This is a genomic window from Burkholderia sp. ABCPW 111 (assembly GCF_000773065.1).
GTDB classification, from domain to species: Bacteria; Pseudomonadota; Gammaproteobacteria; order Burkholderiales; family Burkholderiaceae; genus Burkholderia; species Burkholderia savannae.
Genome location: NZ_JPWT01000128.1, coordinates 1 through 17,619 on the forward strand (window position 1 = coordinate 1; position 17,619 = coordinate 17,619).

Sequence of the window (17,619 nt, forward strand, 5' to 3'; positions counted from 1 at the left end):
GAGATCGACGAGCGCGGCTTCGTCGAACGCGTTCGGCAGGATCTCGTGAAGGAGAATCCGGCGTTTGCCGATGACGGCGGCTTGTCGTCCCGGCTCTGGACCGCATATCGCGCCGCGCGCGCATTCGGCATCGAGCAGGACGAGAACATCGTCGCGTTCTTGAGGCTCGAGGCGTACGCGCCGAGCTTCTACGAGAAGCCCGCGACGAAGGCTTGGCTCACGCGCCCCGGCCGTTCAGCCGATGCGCGCTTTCATGACTATCTGCGCGTCATCAAATGGCGCATCGAACATCCGGACGGAGGGCTGGAGCATGGCGACATTGGCGTTGACGCTCTTGGAAGCGGCGATAACGGAGCTTGGTCCCGTCTTGGCGCGCGCTGGCGTCGCCTTGTTGGGCGGGGCGACGGTGGCGGGAACGGCGAGCCTGTCGGGTGACACGCCGAAGGAAGACAGCAAGGCGACGCCGGATGTACGCGCACTGCCGCGCACCGGCGAGAAGTGCAAGCAATGTCCGCCAGAGCAGACCGGCATCCCCGTGCGGAGGCATTACCGCATGAACCGCGAGCCTCGAGAATATCAGGGGCGAGTTACCGGCCGGCCGTATAGCGTCGAAGGAGGATGGAGCGAAGAATGGAGTTGGCTCGGCTTGGACTATGATGGGTTCCAAGCGAGTGAATGTCTGCTCCAAGAGGCGAAGGGCAACTTCGATCAGTTCTTCAGCCGCAAAACACGGCGGCCGATGAAGTGGTTTTCGGGTTTCCGCAAAATCGATCTACAGATCGAGGCTCGCGCCAATGTCGTACGAGCCAACCCTCCAACGAAGCTCAGGTATTACTTTCAAACACCACTGACGGCATCGTATTTCCGCGAGCGTCTCGCCCGCAACGGCATTGCCTACGTCGTGACAGGTTAAACATGAAATTCTTCTCACGCTTCATCGATAAATCGCGCGATGCGTCCAACGTCGCTGAGTACTTTGACGATCTGGGGAGGCTCGCCGAGGTGATCCACGAACACGCTCCAAAGTTCGATCGTTGGTATCTGACCGGCGAGACAAAAGAGGATGCATTGCTTTACAGCGCATTCGAACACTGGAAGCCGACGACGGCGGCACTCGCGGTGGTGCGCACCGAGCGAGGCAGTAACGACTATGCCTCTATTTCGCTATGGGACGGCGGCAACGAGGAAGAGGAATCCGCATCCCTGAGCTGCGTGATTACACCGAAGGACAATGCGAAGGAGATCGAGGCCGACTTCGTCAACGATCAGTTGTTCTCAATGGATTCGGCGCTCGCGATCGCCTCGACTCTGATTCAACTCACGTCGCCATCGTATCTGACCGTTCAGCCGTATGGCTACTTCGAGAAACAGGTGTTCGACGACAAGCCCGGCGTCGGCTGGATGCTCTACTTGCCGAAGGTCATCACGCAACAACAGGTTCCCGAGGCACGAGCGCTAATTCCCGTACCCGCCAAAGGCAAGCAAACCGGCACGATCATCGTCAGCGTCACGGACGCCCCGTTCTCGGTCGACAACCCCGAGCACGTCGCGATCGCGAACCGCATTGAGATCCGGCTCGTCGATCAAGACCTGCTCCCCGCCTACGTCGATATCTGAGCCAGCCGGCGCGATTACCGCGCCGGCCGCACGCGTCAAAACAGCCCGGCCGGCTCGGCTGAATCGTCCCAACTAAAAATAATCAGCTCGCGACGCTCGACGCCCTTCCCGCCGCCTATCGTGTACTGAATCGGCACGCTCTCGATATGGAAGCCGGCGAACACCCGCCGGATCTCCGGATGGTCGTTGAGGCTGACGATCGCTCGCCCCTTGATCGATCGAAGCCGCTCAGCCATCTTCTCGTATTCCTCGAAGGGGAACGGAACGCCGTACCCTTTCGTGTCGAGGTACGGCGGATCAAGGTAGAACAGGGTATGCGGCCGGTCATATCGATCGATGCAGGCAGCCCAATCGAGTCGCTCGATGTACGCATTCGCGAGCCGGATGTGCGCGGCTGAAAGCTCCTCCTCAATACGAAGCAGATTTAAGCCAGGCGGCGCTGTCGTCGCCGTTCCGAATGTATGCCCCTCGGCCGTGGCACCAAAGCAACTTTTCTGAAGGTAGTAGAACCGCGCAGCTCGCTGGATATCGGTGAGGGTTTCCGGGACCGTATGCTTGAGCCATTCGAACACTTGCCGGCTCGTCAGCGCCCATTTGAACTGACGCACGAACTCTTCGAGGTGGTGCCGAACGACGCGATACAGGTTCACCAGCTCGCCGTTGATGTCGTTGACTACCTCGACCTTGGCGGGCGGTCGCATGAAGTAAAGCGCAGCCCCGCCCGCGAAAACCTCGACGTAACAGTCGTGCTTCGGAAAGCGCGGAATGATGTGGTCCGCGAGACGACGCTTGCCGCCGATCCAAGGAATGATGGGATTTGCCATTGTGAAAGCCGTTTTTAAACTTGATGTAGAATCCGGCCCGCCTACGTAGGTAAGCAGGGCCTTGGCCGATTCACTGGCTCAGACAGTGGAAAGGCGACCGGCACGCGTGTTCCCGCACGCGCGCCGGTCGCCCTGTTTCTCGTTACTTCCGCTCGCAGCCCGGCGTCTCAGGCCGCGCCGCGCACACGTAGCCCTGTAGGGCCGTCAGTTTGTCGATCTCGCGCTGGTCGTCCCCGGCGACTGCAAAAACGCGCTCCGCAACCGCTGCGTCGACGTCTGCATAGGCGGCGGCACCATCGCCCATGCCGGCGGCGCTGGAAGCGCCGGACATGCCGTCGCGATCGGCTGCCGCGCAGTTTCGGACGGCGACGCGCAGCCGCTCAGTGCCAGCGGCAAGAGCAGCCCGCAGGCTGCGACTCTCTGCTTCATGCTCGTTCCTCTCCTTCGTGGTTCGTTGGTCGACGGCGGCCACCGCCGACGCCGCCGCATCGTGCGCGGCGATCGCGCGCTGCTCGGCGTCGAGCGCCGCTTGCGAGATCGCGTCCAACGCTTCGGCGTGCCGCAGTGCGTCGAGCGCTCGCGCGACCTGCTCGTCGGCAAGCCGACGTGCGCCGATCAGGTGTTCAATCCCAGCGCCGGCCGCCATGCCAAGCAGCGCGGCCAACAGATACGGGGTTGCTTTCGGCATCACAGTCCCCGCTCACAGATCGCGCGCTCTTCCGCGCGCCGCTTCACCAAGCCGGGCATCTCCCGACCCCGCGCCGTCACCCATTGCGGGCGACCGTCGTCGGACTCGTTGATCGCGCGGCATGCGCCGCGCAGGTCGCCCACGTTGAAGCGCTTCGCCGTCGTGCTGGCGCAGTAGGCATTCGCGCCGACGTTGTATGCAAAGCTCACGGCCGCCGCGAGCTGATACGGACGATCCTTCAGCCCCGGCGTGCAACGCAGCACGGGTTCGGCGTGCGCAATCAGTTGCGTTTCGAGTGCTGCGCGGCACTCGGCCTCGCTGTACGCCTTGCCGACGACGACGTCGCGCGTGTCGCCCATGCATTTCGTCGGGATGCCGACCGGGTCGAGATAGCCCACCAGCTTGACGCCCTCGAACTTCGGCACGACCAGGGGCATGCACGCACGCCTCGACGCGCTTTGCATCGAGATCCGCGCCCTTGTGAGCGACGTCTCGCACTCGGCCGACATCGTGCTGCTCGACCTGATGGCCGACGATGCCGGCAGCTACGCACGGCACAAAGCGGCGCAGGACGCTCGCACGTGGGCCGCAGCCGCCGGCGTCACGCTCGAAACGGGTTTGATGCAGCTCGGCCGGGCGATACCACGCGATCAGAATTGAGGATGACCATGAACGACAAACAGAACACCGCACCGAACTGGTTGCAGGAAGGCGATCTGCTCTATCGCCTCGCGATCGACACGCACCAGCAAAATCATGACGAGATTTCTGTCACGCTGGCCGAAGGATCACGCGACATGCGGGCGCGGGCGGCGCGGGCGGCTGAGCTTCGCGAAGCCTTGAATGGAGTCGAACCCAATAAGCCAACCGGCAGCGCAACATCCCAAGCGCTCGCGAGACTTAGACGGCTCATCGCCGCCGACGAATACTCGATGTCGTTTCAGACGATACGACAATATCGCTCCGCGCTGCTGCGCGAGATCGACCGCACAAGTCCCACTCCCCCGGCCGCGATCGCGATGACACACGAACAGAACGCGGCAATCGAATTCGCGCTCGGCGCATGTGCCGGCCATCCGGCCGGCGAGCAGCATGTGGCCGCGCTTGAATCGCTCCTAAACGACAGCAATGACGCACAGATCGGAATACAACTAACCAACGCTGCTCACGACGTGCTCATCGAGCGCCGCCGCCAGATCGAGCAGGAAGGCTGGACGCCGGAACACGACGATAAATGCGGCGACCTCGAGATGTCCTGTGCAGCAGGGTGCTATGCCATGTACACGCTCGCATATCCCGCTGGCGATCCACCGCCGCCGTGGCCTTGGGCCACCGATTGGTGGAAGCCGACAACGCAGCGTCGCAATCTCGTCAAGGCCGCCGCACTGATCCTCGCGGAACTCGAACGGCTCGATCGGCTCCGGGCTCGCGCGGGAGAACGCAAATGAGCCTTCTGACTCGCGCATACATACTTGAGAAGTACGGCCCGCGCATGACGTTAGCGCAGCTAGCACAGCTCCTTCTCATGTCGGAGGGAACTATCCGCAATCAGATTAGCGCCGAGACGTTCCCGATCGCGACGTACAAGGAGGGCAGCGGGCGCTTCGCCGCTTACGATGCCGTCGCGGATTACCTCGATGAAATGTCGGCGCAGGCGCGACGAAAGGCGGCTTGACGGCCGCGCATGGGCCGCCGCCGGCGGCTCCACTAATCGCGGTTCATGACCGTCAACTGCCCCTTCTTTGCAACCTGATCCGGTCGCAGATTCGTGTACCGCTTCAGGTTGCGCCAGTCCTTGTGGCCGGTGACGGCCGCCACCTCCGGGATATCCCATCCATCCTCGAATAGCGCACTCGTCGCCTCATGCCGAAGATCGTGCAGCCGCAAATCGTCGATCCCTTTGTCCACACACGCCCGCTTGAAGTACTTGCTGGCCGTGCTCTTGTCGAATCGGAATATGAACTCGTTCGGATGCGGCTCGATCGCCGGCTCTGCCTTGCGCTTCGCTTCGTACTCGGGCGGCACCGGATATCGCGGCTGACGTAGCAGTACTTCGAGCGAGTCTCCAATCAACGGCACCCACTCGTCGTTTCCTTTCTTCTGCCGAGGGTGCTTTCGATCACGCACGAGCGCGAGGCGGCGCTCGACGTCGAGATCGGACCACGTAAGCCGGAACAATTCGCCGCGACGGAACGCGCTCTTCATAGCGACACGAATCACGTCCGGCACTGCCTGCTCTCGCTCAGGATGCTCCGCGAACCACTCGAATATCTTCACAATCTCATCGCGCGTCGGCCGCCGATTCCGATGGTTGCCTGGCCCGATAAGCCGCAAGTGATCGAGAGTCGGCCGCGCGATACTTGGTGCATGCGGCAATCGCAGATCGAGGAGTGACGCCATGTGCTTGAAAACGGTCCCGAGCTTCGAGATATCCATGTCGATGGTGTACTGGCCAGCACCCTCCTTCTTTCGCAATTGAGCGAACTTGACCAATCGCTGCGTTGACAGCTTCGCGGCTACTTCATCATCAAAGTGACTTTCTAGTCGTGCGAGCATGTAATGTTCATTCGACTTCTCGCCAACCGGTCGGCCGGACTCCTTTCGGGTCTCTCGATAGCGCCTCACCAGTTCGCCAACCGTGATGGTTTCTTCGACCGCCGCCTCGCGCCCCTTGTCGATCGACGATTCGATGTCGCGTGCCCAAGCCTCGGCCGCTCCCTTTGTTCGAAATGTCTTTGATATACTCTTGCTCCCTAGCCGGCGGACCTGAGCCCGCCAGCGAGAGCCAATCTGGATGATTGACGCCACGTGCTACCCCGTTGAAAAACTGTAGCAACGCGGGCCGAATATGGCGTGCTACAGGGTGGTTTTGTAGCAAAAGTGTAGCAGAGACGGCGTTAAATCCTCTGTCATGGCGTGTCATTCCGCGTCATCAGTCGATTGGCAGAAATCGCCGAAAGGCAAGCGGAACAAGGCTGAGAACCCGATTTACAAGGGTTTGATCCATCCCGCTCAAACTATCCGCCCCCCGTAGTTCAATGGATAGAACAAGCGCCTCCTAAGCGCTAGATACAGGTTCGATTCCTGTCGGGGGGGCCAGCCAAGCCCCAAACCTTCCCCAAGCTTCGCAAGAAATACCCCCAGAATCACCGTCTGGCGGGCCTCCCAGCCTCTAACGTTGCCCAAGGTTGCCCAGTGACAGCCAGCGAATCTGCTGGTATTTTTGCTGGCATCTCCAGATACCAGCAATCGAGATACCAGCAGATGCCGCTTACTGATGTGCAGGTCCGAAACGCGAAGGCCGGGACCACTCCGTACAAGCTCACCGACGGCGAGGGGATGTACTTGTTCGTCCACCCGAACGGCGGAAAGTACTGGCGCATGTTCTACCGCTTCCTTGGCAAGCAGAAAACGCTGGCCCTTGGCGTGTACCCGGCCGTCACGCTGGCGGCGGCGCGCAAGAAGCGCGACGAGGCGCGCGAGCAGCTCGCCGCCGGGATCGATCCGGGAGAAGCAAAAAAGGAAGCCAAGCGGACCGCAGAGATCGCCGCCACCAATTCATTCGAGGCGGTGGCCCGCGAGTGGTACGACTCCCAACGCGCGGGATGGACGGATGGCTACGCCGAGAAGGTGATGCACTCGCTTGAGGTCGACGCCTTTCCGAAGATCGGCGCGCGTCCCATCACCGAGATTGACGCCCCGCAGATGCTCGCTATCGTGCGCGCGGTAGAAGCGCGAGGGGTACGGGAGACGGCGAAGCGTATTCTTCAACGCTCGCGGGCGGTGTTCCAGTACGGAATCATGACCGGGCGATGCACGAGGAACCCGGCAGCGGATATCGACGCGCAGACGGTATTGAAGAAAGGGCCGGGCGTCCAGCACATGGCCCGCGTCAAGGCGACCGAGATACCGCAGCTCATGCGCGACATTGACGCCTACCAAGGCGACCTAGTCACCCGGCTTGCGCTCCGCTTCATGGCACTTTCCTTCGTACGCACGGCGGAAATGATTCGTGCGGAATGGCCGGAGTTTAACGAAGACGCCGCAGAATGGCGCGTACCAGCGGAACGCATGAAGATGCGTGACCCGCATATCGTGCCTCTATCGCGTCAGGCGCTCGGCGTGCTCGCCGAGCTACGCGCGATCAACGGCCACCATCGCTTTGTGTTTTACAGCGTGCAAGGCCGCAGCCACATCTCGAACAACACCATGCTCTACGCGCTGTATCGCATGGGCTATAAATCCCGGATGACGGGGCACGGCTTTCGCGGATTGGCGGCCACGGCCCTACGCGAGCTTGGATTCATCCGGGACGTTGTTGAACGACAGATGGCGCATGCCGAGCGCAACCAAGTAACGGCCGCCTACGTTCACGCTGAATACCTGCCCGAGCGCAGGCGAATGATGCAGGCATGGGGTGACCATCTCGACCGTCTCAAAGCAGGAGCAGAGATCATCCCGATCGCAGCGGCGCGGTAAGCCCCACCTACCGACAAAGTGCGAGCGCGTCCCGTCTGTCGGCTCATAGGGACGCGCTGCGAGCGCGAATCATTTGAGCGTACGAATGCACGGGCAGCCGCCGCCCAATCACATCATGCCGTGTGACTTCGCGTAGTCCCGTAGCGCATCGTTCATGCGTGTTTGCCATCCTTCGCCCTGCGCTTTGTAGGCGCTCACGATGTCAGGATCGATCCGCAGCTTAAGCGGGGTCTTGGGATTGGCCGACTTCGGTCGACCACGCGGTTTCGTCAGTTTGGCTGCAACATCCTTGCCGAACAGTTCAGTCAACACCTCCTCGGCCGGACGCGCACGCGCGAAGTCGGCGTCGGTCCACTCCGGATTCTCGTCAACTGGATTACGTACTTTTCGCTTGCTCATATCTTTTCACCTCGCGGGAGTTAGCCTTGCGCAGGCTGATGACGTGAACCATGCCGTCGCGCGGCGTGAACACCAGCATATGAAGGCGATCGCCGATGCGGCCGAGCGCCTGAAAGCGGCGTTCCGGGTACATCATCCGAACATCTTCCACGATCAGCGCGCCCGCCATCTCAAATTCACGCGCCAGCTCAAACGAAAGTCCACGCTCGACAATGTTCCTTTCGCTCTTATTTGGGTCGTAGGTAATGTCCATGACAATAAATGTACCCCCAAGAAATCAGAGATGCAAGGGATATTTGTACCCCCATGAAATTGTCGGCGTGCTCAATGGCAGAATCGGGGCTGCTTCCGGACGGCAGGAATTCGGAGCACTGGACTTGATTAGTGCGTCCCTTTTTCACATGCGCCCCACCGCACTTCCCCAACCAAACCGGCACCGCAGCCCCCCGTTTCGTCCCGGTATGAATGTGTCCCCCTAGTGTTGGCCACCAGTAGAGAAAGGGCGCGGGTGTGAGCCCCCGCATATCGTCTATGCCATGGGGCCCCCGCGTTCCCGACCGGCGAACCTTTGCGGTGAACGCAATAATGTCGGGGCGAGTGCGTCGCGGACTCTCCTTGCGGGAACGCGTTTTCGATGGCCGCCAATTCCCGGAGAGCCGCGCCCGGTCTACGTTTGCGCTTGTCTCGCGGGTCCGACACAAAGCCGCTCAGTGCAAAACGAGTTGGAGATTTGGAGATAAACGCTCGAATCGGTCGCAAAGCCTTGTGACATAAGGCTTTGACTATCTCCAAACAGGGTTGGAGAGCGCTGGAGATACTGGAGATAAACGGACCCGGATCGTTACGAATCCAGCAAGATTCGCCGAGCACGCGCCGCCCGGTTCTGTCTGGTGCGTGATCTTCAAAGCGGCTTTGATGCAGGCACGAAATCGCGCGCAAAGGAATGTCCGCCGCCGCCTCCCGCACGGCGGCGGTACGGGTCACAGTTCGAGCGTGAAGATGGACGGACGGACGCGGTACACCATGAACTTCCCGTGGCCGGGGATGTATTCCTGTCGATACGGATAGCCATCGCTGCGCGGCATCAGCACGCCGCGCTTCATCAACGCCTTGGCGACCATCTTGTGATCGAAGCCGGCGCACACGTCCTTGCGGAACACGGCCGCCTCGATCAGATATTCCGTCTCGACGTGCTCCGCGTCGTCAGCGCTCATCTTGCCACCGAACTCGGCGTAATACTCGCGATCGGACGCGATCGCCGTGCGGCGCTCGTCGCGCTTCACGTGCTGCTTGAAGCCCGCCCGGTGCGGCACGTTCGGCCGATGATCGTCCTGCGCGCGGTTCATCCACACGAAACGATTGTCGCCGTGCGCGACGAGGAAATGCAGCACTTGACGCACGGCTTCCGCCTCGTCCGAATTGCCCGCGCCGCCGCGCAACTCCATCCAGCCCTCGAAGCAACGACGCGCCGCCTCGACCGACGCGCCTTCCGGCCAGCCGGTCAGCCCGTGCGCGGTCGCCAGCTCGCCCGCCACCGCGACGAGGCAGAAGCGTTTCGCGACACGGGCCACCTGCGAATGCGCACCCTCCGGCACCCATTCCGTCACCAGCTCGTCAACGCGCGTGCGCAGATGTTCCGCCAGTTCATCGGCCTGCGCGGATGCGAACTCGATGAACGCCGGCCCGGCCGTGCCGTAGTGTTTGCCTGCGTGCCGCTCGAGATGCTCGATCAACGCGGCCGGCGTCGGGAAGCCGTGCAGGTCTTCCACTACGCCCATGTCGCCCACTTCGGCGGGAATCGCCGGCAAGCGCACCTCAATGCCGCCCTTCATCGGCTTGTTCGCTTCGGCCATCAGCGCGGACACGCTCTTTTCGCCGTTCGACAGGAACAGCAGCCGCCACGTCAGCACCGGCTTGGCCGAACCGTTGCGCGACGCGCGCGCCTTGCCCGACTCGTTCGCGAGCATGTAAATCACATCGCCGACCAAGCGCGGCTCGACCTGCCCGATTTCATCGAGGATCAGCAGTGCGTCGCTGTGCTGCGTGGCGACCGCTTCGAGCGCGTTGTCGGTCGCCTTCCAGCTCCGCACGTAGTCCGGCGAGCCGAACACGGACGCGGCGATCACGCCGCCCGTCGACTTGCCCTTGGAGGTTGTGCCGAGCAGGTGAAAGCCGCCCGACTGAAGCCCGGAGAAGTGCAGCAGCGGACCAGCGAAGGCGGTAGCGACGCAGAACAGCAGCCGGCTATTGCCGACGCAGTAGGCCGCGACCTCGCGTTGCCAGTCGTCCAGCGTGCCGCGCTCCTTGAACTGGCTCTGGATCGGCGTATCGGCCTGATAGATCAGCGCCTCTTTGCCGGTCCCGATGACGCGATCGGGCAGCACGAACGCGCCGTGATGCCAGCCGACGCGCGGCACGCAGCGCACGCGCTCGTCGGGCCGCGCCATCTGGATATAGTTCGCGATCTGCGTGCGGGCGGTCTGTGTGACACCAAGCTTCACGCCCATATCGAGCAGCATGCGCCGCAGCTCGGTGCCGTCGCCCGCGAACAGGCCGGCCGGCACCGCCCATCGCTTGAGGATGCCGTCGCGGTCGGTGAATTCCAGCAGGTAGCCCCATTCGCTGCTCATCTCGTTGCGCGTCTCGGCGATTACGTCGATGCGCGTGCTGATCCAATGCGGCGGCAGCGGATCGCCCTGATTGTTGAAGCCGTGATACCAGACGCCTTCGTCGTCGACCTCGAACCGCCACGTGCCATCCTGCGCGCGAGCCGTTTTCGGGCGCTTGGCGGGCTTCGCGACTGGCGACCTAGCCTTGCCCTTGTCGGCGTCCGACGAGCCGGCCGGAGTGAGCGCCGCGCGCACGGCAGCGGCTACCGCATCCGGGCCGAGGTGGGCGGCCAAGTCGTTGAAGTCCGTACCGGCCGCCGGACGGTTCGGGCCGAAGTCGGGAACGGCCACCGCGCAGCCTACCGCGTCGGCTGCCGCGCGAGCCTTCGTGACGCCCGGATTGCCGTTTGTCGTGTGGTCGTCGTCGGCGCACACGATGAGGTGCGCGTCCGGATACCGACCGCGCAGCGCTGTCGCGATAGCGTGCAGGTTGCCGGCGTCGAACGCGACGGCGGCCGGGTAGCCCGTCGCGGCCGCGAGCGTCGCGCACGTGGCGTAACCCTCGCCGATCAGCAAGACCGAAGATACCGCGCCGCCGATCAGCGAGAAACAGCCTGCCTTACTGCCATTCGGCAGATAGCGTTTCTGACCATCGGTCAGGATGAATTCGAGCGTCCACAGCTTGCCGTCCGCATCACGCGCCGGAATGACGAGTGCGCCGTCGCATGCGGCCGTGCCGATGCTCAGGTTACCGCGATAGACGCGCAGCGCGTCGGCGGGGATGCGTTTGCGAACGAGGTAGGGGTGATCGGTCGGCGCGGGCTCGGCCGCCGACCAGATCGATTGGGCGAGCGCCGACGCGGCTTGCTGCTTCTCGGTCAGCGTCGCCAGCTCGGCTGCCTCGCGGGCGGCGCGTTCAGCGTGCTGCCGTTCGCGCTGCGCTGGATCGACCGGCTTGGCGCGATGCGCACGCGGATCGAAACCCCCTTGCTTGGCAAGGTGGAACAGCGTGTTGATGGTGATCTTGCCGCCCTTGAACGACTTCCACACATCGCGGGCGTCTTTCGCGTTGTAGCTCTGCGCGCCTTGGCCCCATTCGTTCCAGAGGGCGAAACCCTCTTCGCCAAACTCGGCCTTGAGCGCCATCCCGGCCTGACGCCACGTGTCGCGATCGTCGGCCGGAACATAGCCGAGCGCGACGCTCGCCCGCTCGAATTCGGACATGGGTGCGTTACTCATAGATTCCCATTGGACGCGCGCCGGCCAGCTATCCGATTAGTAATCCATATCGGCAAATCAGTTGCCCGGCGCGCGAAGAATTGAATGATGCTGACGGCCGCCTAGCGGCCGAGCATCATGGTCACCTCAGTGCGTCGTGCGCGGATCGCGCGTGACGACGCCGAGCGCCGCGAACAGGTGCTGCTGCACGCGCCCCATCAGGCCGGCGGCGAACGCGTGGCGGCTGACCGTGACGCGATGCGCATCGACCTCGCCGTCGTCGCGCATGCCGGCTTTCAGCCCGCGCACGAAGGCATCGACCTGAAAGGCGGCGTAGTCGTACAGACGCACTTCGCCTTTCAGCTCAAGCCATGCGTCGGCGCAGACCGCGCCGAGGTCAACGGCGAATTGCAGTTCGATCGATGCGCCCGTGTCGAGCGGCGGCGCGTTGTCGAATCCGTCAATCACGGCGGTTCGGACGTACTGGCTCATTGCGCACCTCCGACATCGGTCATCGCGAAGGCCAGTTCGCGCAGTTCGCTCGCCATGCCCTGCACCAGCCAAAGCAGGTTGACGCGCGCGCCCGCGCTCATGTCTTGAAACGTCGTAAAGCCGTCGTCGGCGAACGCCAGCAGCAACGATTCGAGGTGCATGGCACGGCTCGCGACGAAGTGAGACAACGCGAGCGTGCCGGCGAATTCGATGCGGCGGCCGTCGTTCATGTGGATCGACAACGCGTCAGCCATGCCGCACCTCCGCACGCACGAGCGCCGCGATGGCGACGAGTGCCGCGCCGGTCGCGTCGAGCGCGGTTTGGTACGTGTCGGCGGTAGCTGCTTCGCGCAGCGCGGCGCGGATGATCGAATGGATAAGGGGAACGTTTCGCCCGGAATGGGCGTGCGTCGGCTGGCGCATTGGGTGCGACCTCCTCGGATGGGTTGGCTAACCCGGCCCTCAACGCCAATTGAGGTGGCCGGGCACATGGCGGCGTTGGCGTACCGGAACCCGAGGACACCGGCGAGCGCGAGCGCTCCACCACCAAGGCCCGACCATAGGAGGCGCTTAGTGTGCGGACGTAAAAAAACCGCGCTGAGGCGGTTGTCCGCCTCGGGAATTTGCCGGACGCCAATCCGGACCGCTGTTGTCTCAGCGACGCTCATAGGATACCGCGCGACGCCGCGCGGCGCAAATTCGCACAGCAACAGGCCGGTAACGACGGAGCGGCCCAGCCGCAGCCGGTCGCACCGCGTCATGGCAAAGTGACTTTGGATGCGCGCGATCGTCATGCGCTCAGCCCGTCTTCGACCAGCGTGACCGCGATGCGTTGTAGCCGAACGGCGGCGCGGGCGTGTTGGTCGTTGCCACGCGACCAAAGCACATCCGTGATCGCGTCAATCTGCTGAACCGTCGGATCGGCGAGCGGCCGGCCGGCATCGTCCAACGCGTCGCCCAAATCGAGTGCCGCGCTTTCCAGCTCGCTCGGGAGCACAATGCGCGACGCGGGCGACAGAGTGCCCGGCGCGACGAGCAGCCGGGCAATTTGCGTTGCGTGAATCGCCGCCAGATGGCAGGCGCGGCTATCCGACTCCCAGAGGGCGGTCGACACGCGCTCCAGGAACGCGGCCATGCGAAGGAGATCGGGATTACCGCACGTCACGCGCGCGTCTTCGAACGCCACGCAAGCGTCGAACCACGCGCGGCGCGCATAAATGGACGGCTGCGTCGACATGCACTCGCGCGCCTTCGTCAAGTTGACCGTCATTACGCGCCCTTCGCCGTCTGGTTCGCCGCGTCGACAGCGCGATAGTTCAACGGATCGGCCATCCAGCGATGAAGCTCGCGATTCGACCAGACCGTGCAGCGCTGCGTCAGACGACTCGCACGCGGAAAGCGCCCTTCCAACTCACGCTGGCGGACGGTTTCGCGGGACAAGGGAATGAAAGGACGGAGATCGCCCCAACGCGAAAAACCATCAAGCGGCAGTCCAACCGGGGCAGGTGTTGCGACTGTGTTTTTTGCGGACATTCGTGCTCCCTAAGCATAGCTGTGCCACCATCGACACAGGCCGGAAGCCTGAAGCACGAAACGCGATCGACGTATCGACAATCGCGTTTCGGTCACGTAAAACAAGACTGTCGTTACCTCAATCGCGCTTTACCGGTTCACCCGGCGAGCCACGCCCTTTTCAACTTTCGCACGTGATCCGCCGTGACGCCGAAGCGAGCCGCAATGTCCGAACAGATGTTGCGTCCCTGAAAGTCTTCACCGTTACGCCGACGACGACTGAACTCTTCGATGATCTTCGTATTCTTCGCTTTCGAGAGCCGCGCCGCCTGAGCCGGTTTGATGGCCTTTTGCCTTTCCAGCTTTGCTTGCTCCTGCCGTTCTCGCTGTTCGGCTTCGAGCAGTGCCAAATGTGCGCGCGACATTTCGTGTTCTTCCGCACGCTCGGCAATCTGCTCATGCAACGCATTGATTCGTTCCAGCAGCGCGGATTCAGTTTTACGTCGCGCGTAGAGCACGACACCTTCCAATGTGCGACTGTTGAACAGTTCGTGCTTCATCAGCTCTTGCGCGGTGCGCAGATCATCCTCGTCAACGCATTTGACCAGCAGGCCGGCCAGCAAGGCCATCGCCTCACCAACCGGCACGTCACGTGGAATGATGTCTTGCATCTGCCCGAATGGACTTTCACCATCCTCCGCAGCAAAAGGCTGGGACGCTCGGTGTTTTGCGTCTGCGGCGGCGGAAGAGAGAATGCTTCTTCTGACGCATTGCCTTGAACGCCGCGAACGAATGCCGGCGCGAGGTTTATGCGTGAGAACTGGACTAGGTGTCTTTATACGTAGCAATAGCGCACCCTTCTGTGCGGCCTTCACGAAGAACGCCGAGCCAGCCGGTGAAGGTATCCGGTTTTCAGGTGGCCGCCCTAGGCTCGACGGACCGCATTTTCTCACGACTTACTTCACCGGTTCGGCATCTTCCGCTACCCGCTTCAACTTAAGAACGACCGGCACCACTTCACGGTCCAAAACCCGTTCGCGGGTGTAGATAAGACTTGGCCCCTCCGGGTCATAGGTCAATCCAGCGAACAACACTGTTTCCATTACATGCGGCGATTCCTCCGCAAGACGAGCGTAATTTCTGACCGTCCAACTAAGGACAGCTCGATGTAAACCTTGTACGCCCGTGTTACGTTCTCTGCTCAAAAGAAATATGTCTGCATACGTCTGGAAGCGTATCGAGGGATGTCGGCAATGACCGAAAGTGTGTACCGAGCGACGAACCTATTCTCTCAAAAACCCGAACTCCGGAGAACTCGACGTGAAAATACGGCCAATCCAACGGGCCAAAGTGACGAATACAATGAACATCGTAATTATTATGAAATTCGTTCTTCAATATATCCACATACGCGTGTTGTGCACGCTCAATCTTCTCAATTAGTTGTCCACTCCCCTTTTTAGTGGACGCCCACTTAATAGCTTGCCTACGAGCCCCCGAGAAGGGTTGACGCCACGCGACCGAAATTTGGCACCAATTTGCATTAACGAGCCTCATACCAGCCGTTATACAATATACAGATGGAAATTCGAGCGAGACAATATACCGCGACTCTCCAATTTCGACGACCCTTGATGTTTTTTCAACATTCGGCCGCACTGGCCACACCAGCCGGCCAGTGACGCGAAACGAATTTAAGCTCATAGAAAGACGTTATGCGATATTATTGAGATGTAAGATTGTCAACCCGTTCCGCCAACTCCACAAAAGCCTGCTGAAATTTATCCCGGCTCTCGGAAAAACTATCCAGTACGGAACCTTGTGCCTTCAATTGATCTTCGGTCAATGCAAAGACAGCCGTCGCACACTCCTGCGAACGAGCAATCAGACTATTAAAGTCTGAAATTTGGGCCAGCTCAATATAAGGAGAATCCTTGATCGCCCTTTTCAATTGCGATCGACTTAGCGCCATTGAATATTTATCCAACGCCGGAAGCAATACTTCATCCACCCGCTCCACGATTTGATCAATCCACTCTTGGAATGCCGCCGCAGGCTTTCCGAGTCGCGGTCTATATTTCTGCGAAATCAAACCAATGAACTTGGGATTCTGTTCGGGGATCAAATATGACCTTCCCTCTTGCTGGGAGCGCAGTTCCGAGGCTGTCTGAGCCCATCTTGGGAGCGTCTTCGCGAGTGAGTCAATCGCAAGCAAGCAGAAATAATCCGGACTCGTAGGAATTATAAAATAGTCACTTTGCATCAACAGGTTCTGATTAAGAGCACCAATACTTGGACTCATATCAATCAGCACGATATCGCAACCGTGCGCTTCCGCGGTCTCACGAATAAGATACCCAAAGGCACCCGGCAAGTTTTGAAGTATGGGCATCGCTGAAGTCAACCGATGTGCCATAGACAATTCGGGCTCAAACATTGCTATGTCAAGATGACCAGCGAGCAGAAATAAATTTTCCCGCTGACTTTCAGAGACCTCGGCCGGCTTTAGGCGCTCCGGGCTACCTGCAAATGCGGGCTTAATTGCTTCATAAATGTTAGCCTGTGGATGTCTTTTATAGAATTTTGCAAAATCTTTCAGACCACTGAAAGACAATACCATCCCGGTAAGATTGCATTGAGGATCAGTATCAACCAATAGGACACGATGACCTCGGTCAGCCAACGCCCAACCTAAGTTGAAAGTCGTTGTCGTTTTACTAACGCCACCTTTGTGATTGAAGAGAGAAATAATTCTCGGCATTTTTGGCCTCTAGTAATACAAATGGCATCCAACCAGAGCAGAAATCCCTTGCGACACGCCCACGGAAAGTGCGCTGAAAGCTGCGATGCCTGCTTGTGTCGGTGCGACGTCGATCGTATGACGAAGTGTATCAAGCTATTGAAGGGCTCCGGGGGACAAGTTGGAAGGCAACGTCTTTGCACGTTCCTAATTGATTGCCTGCCGAGGACCGAGGAAGGGCTGCAGCCCGCACTTAAATTTCGCCACGGCCAAGAGGGGGCGGCGCGGCGGATTCTTTGCGCGCGCTCCAGATGAGGCAGGACCTTCAGAACAGTTTGGCGACCCGGAGACACAATGGCGTGTCTCCAAGTCTATCTCCAAGAAAATATGTACTTTGGAGATAGACTTGGAGATACCCACATCCTTGCCAGACAAGGCTCACAAGCCGAAACGAGGGTTTATCTCCAAATCTCCAGACGTTTTTGCTGCCGACGGCATGGCATAGTCACGACCGACTCTCTCTTCGACTGATCGAGCCTACGCCAATGCGGTTGTTGGTATTTTTGTTGGTATCTGCTTATCTGTTGTTCCGGAATGGCATATACAGCCTAGAGATATGAATTCTGTCGGGGGACCAACCAAGCCCCAAACCACTCCCAAGATTCACAAGAAACTCCCCGCTCGGGCCCGTCTGGCGGCCTTCTAGCTCCCATCGTTACCCAAGGTTGCTCCGCGACAGCCGGAGAAAGTGTTGGTATTTTTTGCTGGTATCAGCCGATACCAGCAACAGAGATACCAACAATGCCGCTCACGCCGTGCAGGTACGGAACGCGAAGGCCAGCGCGGCCCCGTACAAACTCACGGACGGCAACGGAATGTTCTTGCTCGTCCAACCGAACGGCGCGAAGTACCGGCGTTTGTCCTAGCGCTTCCTCGGCAAACAGTGGAGTTGACCCTGTAATCCCGGACACGGCGTCACACTAAGGTTGCTGAATCCATCGAGCGCCGGAACTCGCGAGGCGAGCGGTACTTCAGTGCGCT

At 60.6% G+C, this 17,619-nt stretch carries 22 protein-coding genes, 1 tRNA gene and 1 pseudogene; 9 read left to right on the forward strand and 15 right to left on the reverse strand.

Annotation, left to right across the window (positions count from 1 at the left end; all coding sequences use genetic code 11):
* From X946_RS36470 to X946_RS34750, 3 genes are all read left to right on the forward strand, one after another.
* Positions 1–435 (forward strand): hypothetical protein (locus tag X946_RS36470; protein ID WP_152611859.1); only part of this gene is annotated, 435 nt, incomplete at its 5' end.
* Positions 368–913, forward strand: coding sequence for a restriction endonuclease fold toxin 5 domain-containing protein (locus X946_RS32660; protein ID WP_442854600.1), 546 nt, complete (start codon positions 368–370; stop codon positions 911–913). The genes X946_RS36470 and X946_RS32660, both read left to right, overlap by 68 nt.
* A 2-nt stretch (positions 914–915) precedes the next feature.
* Positions 916–1,617: an immunity 52 family protein gene (locus tag X946_RS34750; RefSeq protein ID WP_038754841.1), complete on the forward strand. Its 702-nt coding sequence runs from the start codon at positions 916–918 to the stop codon at positions 1,615–1,617.
* Positions 1,618–1,652: 35 nt separating this feature from the next.
* Here X946_RS34750 and X946_RS27915 read toward each other — a convergent pair whose 3' ends face one another.
* From X946_RS27915 to X946_RS27925, 3 genes are all read right to left on the reverse strand, one after another.
* Positions 1,653–2,441 (reverse strand): DNA adenine methylase, encoded by a 789-nt coding sequence (locus X946_RS27915; RefSeq protein ID WP_038754844.1) that lies wholly within the window; start codon positions 2,439–2,441, stop codon positions 1,653–1,655.
* A gap of 142 nt (positions 2,442–2,583) precedes the next feature.
* Complete coding sequence (locus tag X946_RS27920) at positions 2,584–3,129, reverse strand: lysis system i-spanin subunit Rz (RefSeq protein WP_038754847.1); 546 nt, start codon at positions 3,127–3,129, stop codon at positions 2,584–2,586.
* Positions 3,129–3,566 carry a lysozyme gene (locus X946_RS27925; protein WP_200886466.1) on the reverse strand — a complete coding sequence of 146 codons (438 nt, stop codon included), beginning with the start codon at positions 3,564–3,566 and terminating at the stop codon, positions 3,129–3,131. The genes X946_RS27920 and X946_RS27925 overlap by 1 nt, the downstream gene beginning before the upstream one ends.
* On the opposite strand from X946_RS27925, the gene X946_RS27930 reads away from it, so the two are divergent.
* The 3 genes from X946_RS27930 to X946_RS27940 are packed head-to-tail and all read left to right on the forward strand — an operon-like array spanning position 3,565 to position 4,804.
* A complete protein-coding gene (locus X946_RS27930; RefSeq protein WP_038754878.1) occupies positions 3,565–3,789 on the forward strand; it encodes a hypothetical protein in 225 nt (74 codons plus the stop codon). The genes X946_RS27925 and X946_RS27930 overlap by 2 nt on opposite strands.
* 2 nt (positions 3,790–3,791) lie before the next feature.
* Positions 3,792–4,577 (forward strand): hypothetical protein, encoded by a 786-nt coding sequence (locus tag X946_RS27935; protein ID WP_326929500.1) that lies wholly within the window; start codon positions 3,792–3,794, stop codon positions 4,575–4,577.
* Complete coding sequence (locus tag X946_RS27940) at positions 4,574–4,804, forward strand: hypothetical protein (RefSeq protein WP_009964477.1); 231 nt, start codon at positions 4,574–4,576, stop codon at positions 4,802–4,804. The genes X946_RS27935 and X946_RS27940 overlap by 4 nt, the downstream gene beginning before the upstream one ends.
* Before the next feature lie 32 nt (positions 4,805–4,836).
* On the opposite strand, the gene X946_RS27945 is transcribed toward X946_RS27940, so the two are convergent.
* The gene (locus X946_RS27945) at positions 4,837–5,937 is read right to left on the reverse strand and encodes a site-specific integrase (RefSeq protein WP_038741516.1); all 1,101 of its coding nucleotides are present in this window, start codon (positions 5,935–5,937) and stop codon (positions 4,837–4,839) included.
* Positions 5,938–6,153: 216 nt separating this feature from the next.
* On the opposite strand from X946_RS27945, the gene X946_RS27950 reads away from it, so the two are divergent.
* Together X946_RS27950 and X946_RS27955 are read left to right on the forward strand one after the other, a co-directional pair.
* Positions 6,154–6,228: transfer RNA gene (locus tag X946_RS27950), tRNA-Arg, on the forward strand.
* A gap of 165 nt (positions 6,229–6,393) precedes the next feature.
* Positions 6,394–7,608: a tyrosine-type recombinase/integrase gene (locus tag X946_RS27955; protein ID WP_038754850.1), complete on the forward strand. Its 1,215-nt coding sequence runs from the start codon at positions 6,394–6,396 to the stop codon at positions 7,606–7,608.
* A gap of 108 nt (positions 7,609–7,716) precedes the next feature.
* Here the strand turns inward: X946_RS27955 and X946_RS27960 are convergent, their stop codons facing one another.
* The 11 genes from X946_RS27960 to X946_RS32675 all read right to left on the reverse strand — a co-directional run bounded on the left by X946_RS27960 (position 7,717) and on the right by X946_RS32675 (position 16,599).
* The gene (locus X946_RS27960) at positions 7,717–8,007 is read right to left on the reverse strand and encodes a BrnA antitoxin family protein (protein WP_038754853.1); all 291 of its coding nucleotides are present in this window, start codon (positions 8,005–8,007) and stop codon (positions 7,717–7,719) included.
* On the reverse strand, positions 7,985–8,260 hold the full coding sequence (locus X946_RS27965) for a BrnT family toxin (protein ID WP_038754856.1): 276 nt from the start codon (positions 8,258–8,260) through the stop codon (positions 7,985–7,987). The genes X946_RS27960 and X946_RS27965 overlap by 23 nt, the downstream gene beginning before the upstream one ends.
* Before the next feature lie 727 nt (positions 8,261–8,987).
* The gene (locus X946_RS27975) at positions 8,988–11,840 is read right to left on the reverse strand and encodes a DUF927 domain-containing protein (protein WP_038754859.1); all 2,853 of its coding nucleotides are present in this window, start codon (positions 11,838–11,840) and stop codon (positions 8,988–8,990) included.
* 141 nt (positions 11,841–11,981) lie between these two features.
* Positions 11,982–12,326, reverse strand: coding sequence for a hypothetical protein (locus X946_RS27980; protein ID WP_038754862.1), 345 nt, complete (start codon positions 12,324–12,326; stop codon positions 11,982–11,984).
* A complete protein-coding gene (locus X946_RS27985) occupies positions 12,323–12,580 on the reverse strand; it encodes a hypothetical protein (RefSeq protein ID WP_004547464.1) in 258 nt (85 codons plus the stop codon). Before X946_RS27985 ends, X946_RS27980 begins: the two co-directional genes overlap by 4 nt.
* Positions 12,573–12,749: a hypothetical protein gene (locus X946_RS35825; RefSeq protein ID WP_004524590.1), complete on the reverse strand. Its 177-nt coding sequence runs from the start codon at positions 12,747–12,749 to the stop codon at positions 12,573–12,575. Before X946_RS35825 ends, X946_RS27985 begins: the two co-directional genes overlap by 8 nt.
* A gap of 367 nt (positions 12,750–13,116) precedes the next feature.
* Positions 13,117–13,596, reverse strand: coding sequence for a hypothetical protein (locus X946_RS28000; RefSeq protein WP_038754864.1), 480 nt, complete (start codon positions 13,594–13,596; stop codon positions 13,117–13,119).
* On the reverse strand, positions 13,596–13,859 hold the full coding sequence (locus tag X946_RS36475) for a helix-turn-helix transcriptional regulator (RefSeq protein WP_162836181.1): 264 nt from the start codon (positions 13,857–13,859) through the stop codon (positions 13,596–13,598). The genes X946_RS28000 and X946_RS36475 overlap by 1 nt, the downstream gene beginning before the upstream one ends.
* A gap of 137 nt (positions 13,860–13,996) precedes the next feature.
* A complete protein-coding gene (locus X946_RS28010; RefSeq protein WP_038754870.1) occupies positions 13,997–14,509 on the reverse strand; it encodes a hypothetical protein in 513 nt (170 codons plus the stop codon).
* A 285-nt stretch (positions 14,510–14,794) separates the two neighbouring features.
* Positions 14,795–14,941: a hypothetical protein gene (locus tag X946_RS35365; RefSeq protein ID WP_161788712.1), complete on the reverse strand. Its 147-nt coding sequence runs from the start codon at positions 14,939–14,941 to the stop codon at positions 14,795–14,797.
* Positions 14,942–15,561: 620 nt separating this feature from the next.
* On the reverse strand, positions 15,562–16,599 hold the full coding sequence (locus X946_RS32675; protein WP_080311213.1) for a ParA family protein: 1,038 nt from the start codon (positions 16,597–16,599) through the stop codon (positions 15,562–15,564).
* Positions 16,600–17,379: 780 nt separating this feature from the next.
* Between X946_RS32675 and X946_RS36480 the strand changes: the two are divergent.
* Positions 17,380–17,501 (forward strand): annotated as a pseudogene (locus X946_RS36480) (Arm DNA-binding domain-containing protein); the annotation flags it as partial.
* Positions 17,502–17,619: the final 118 nt, after the last annotated feature.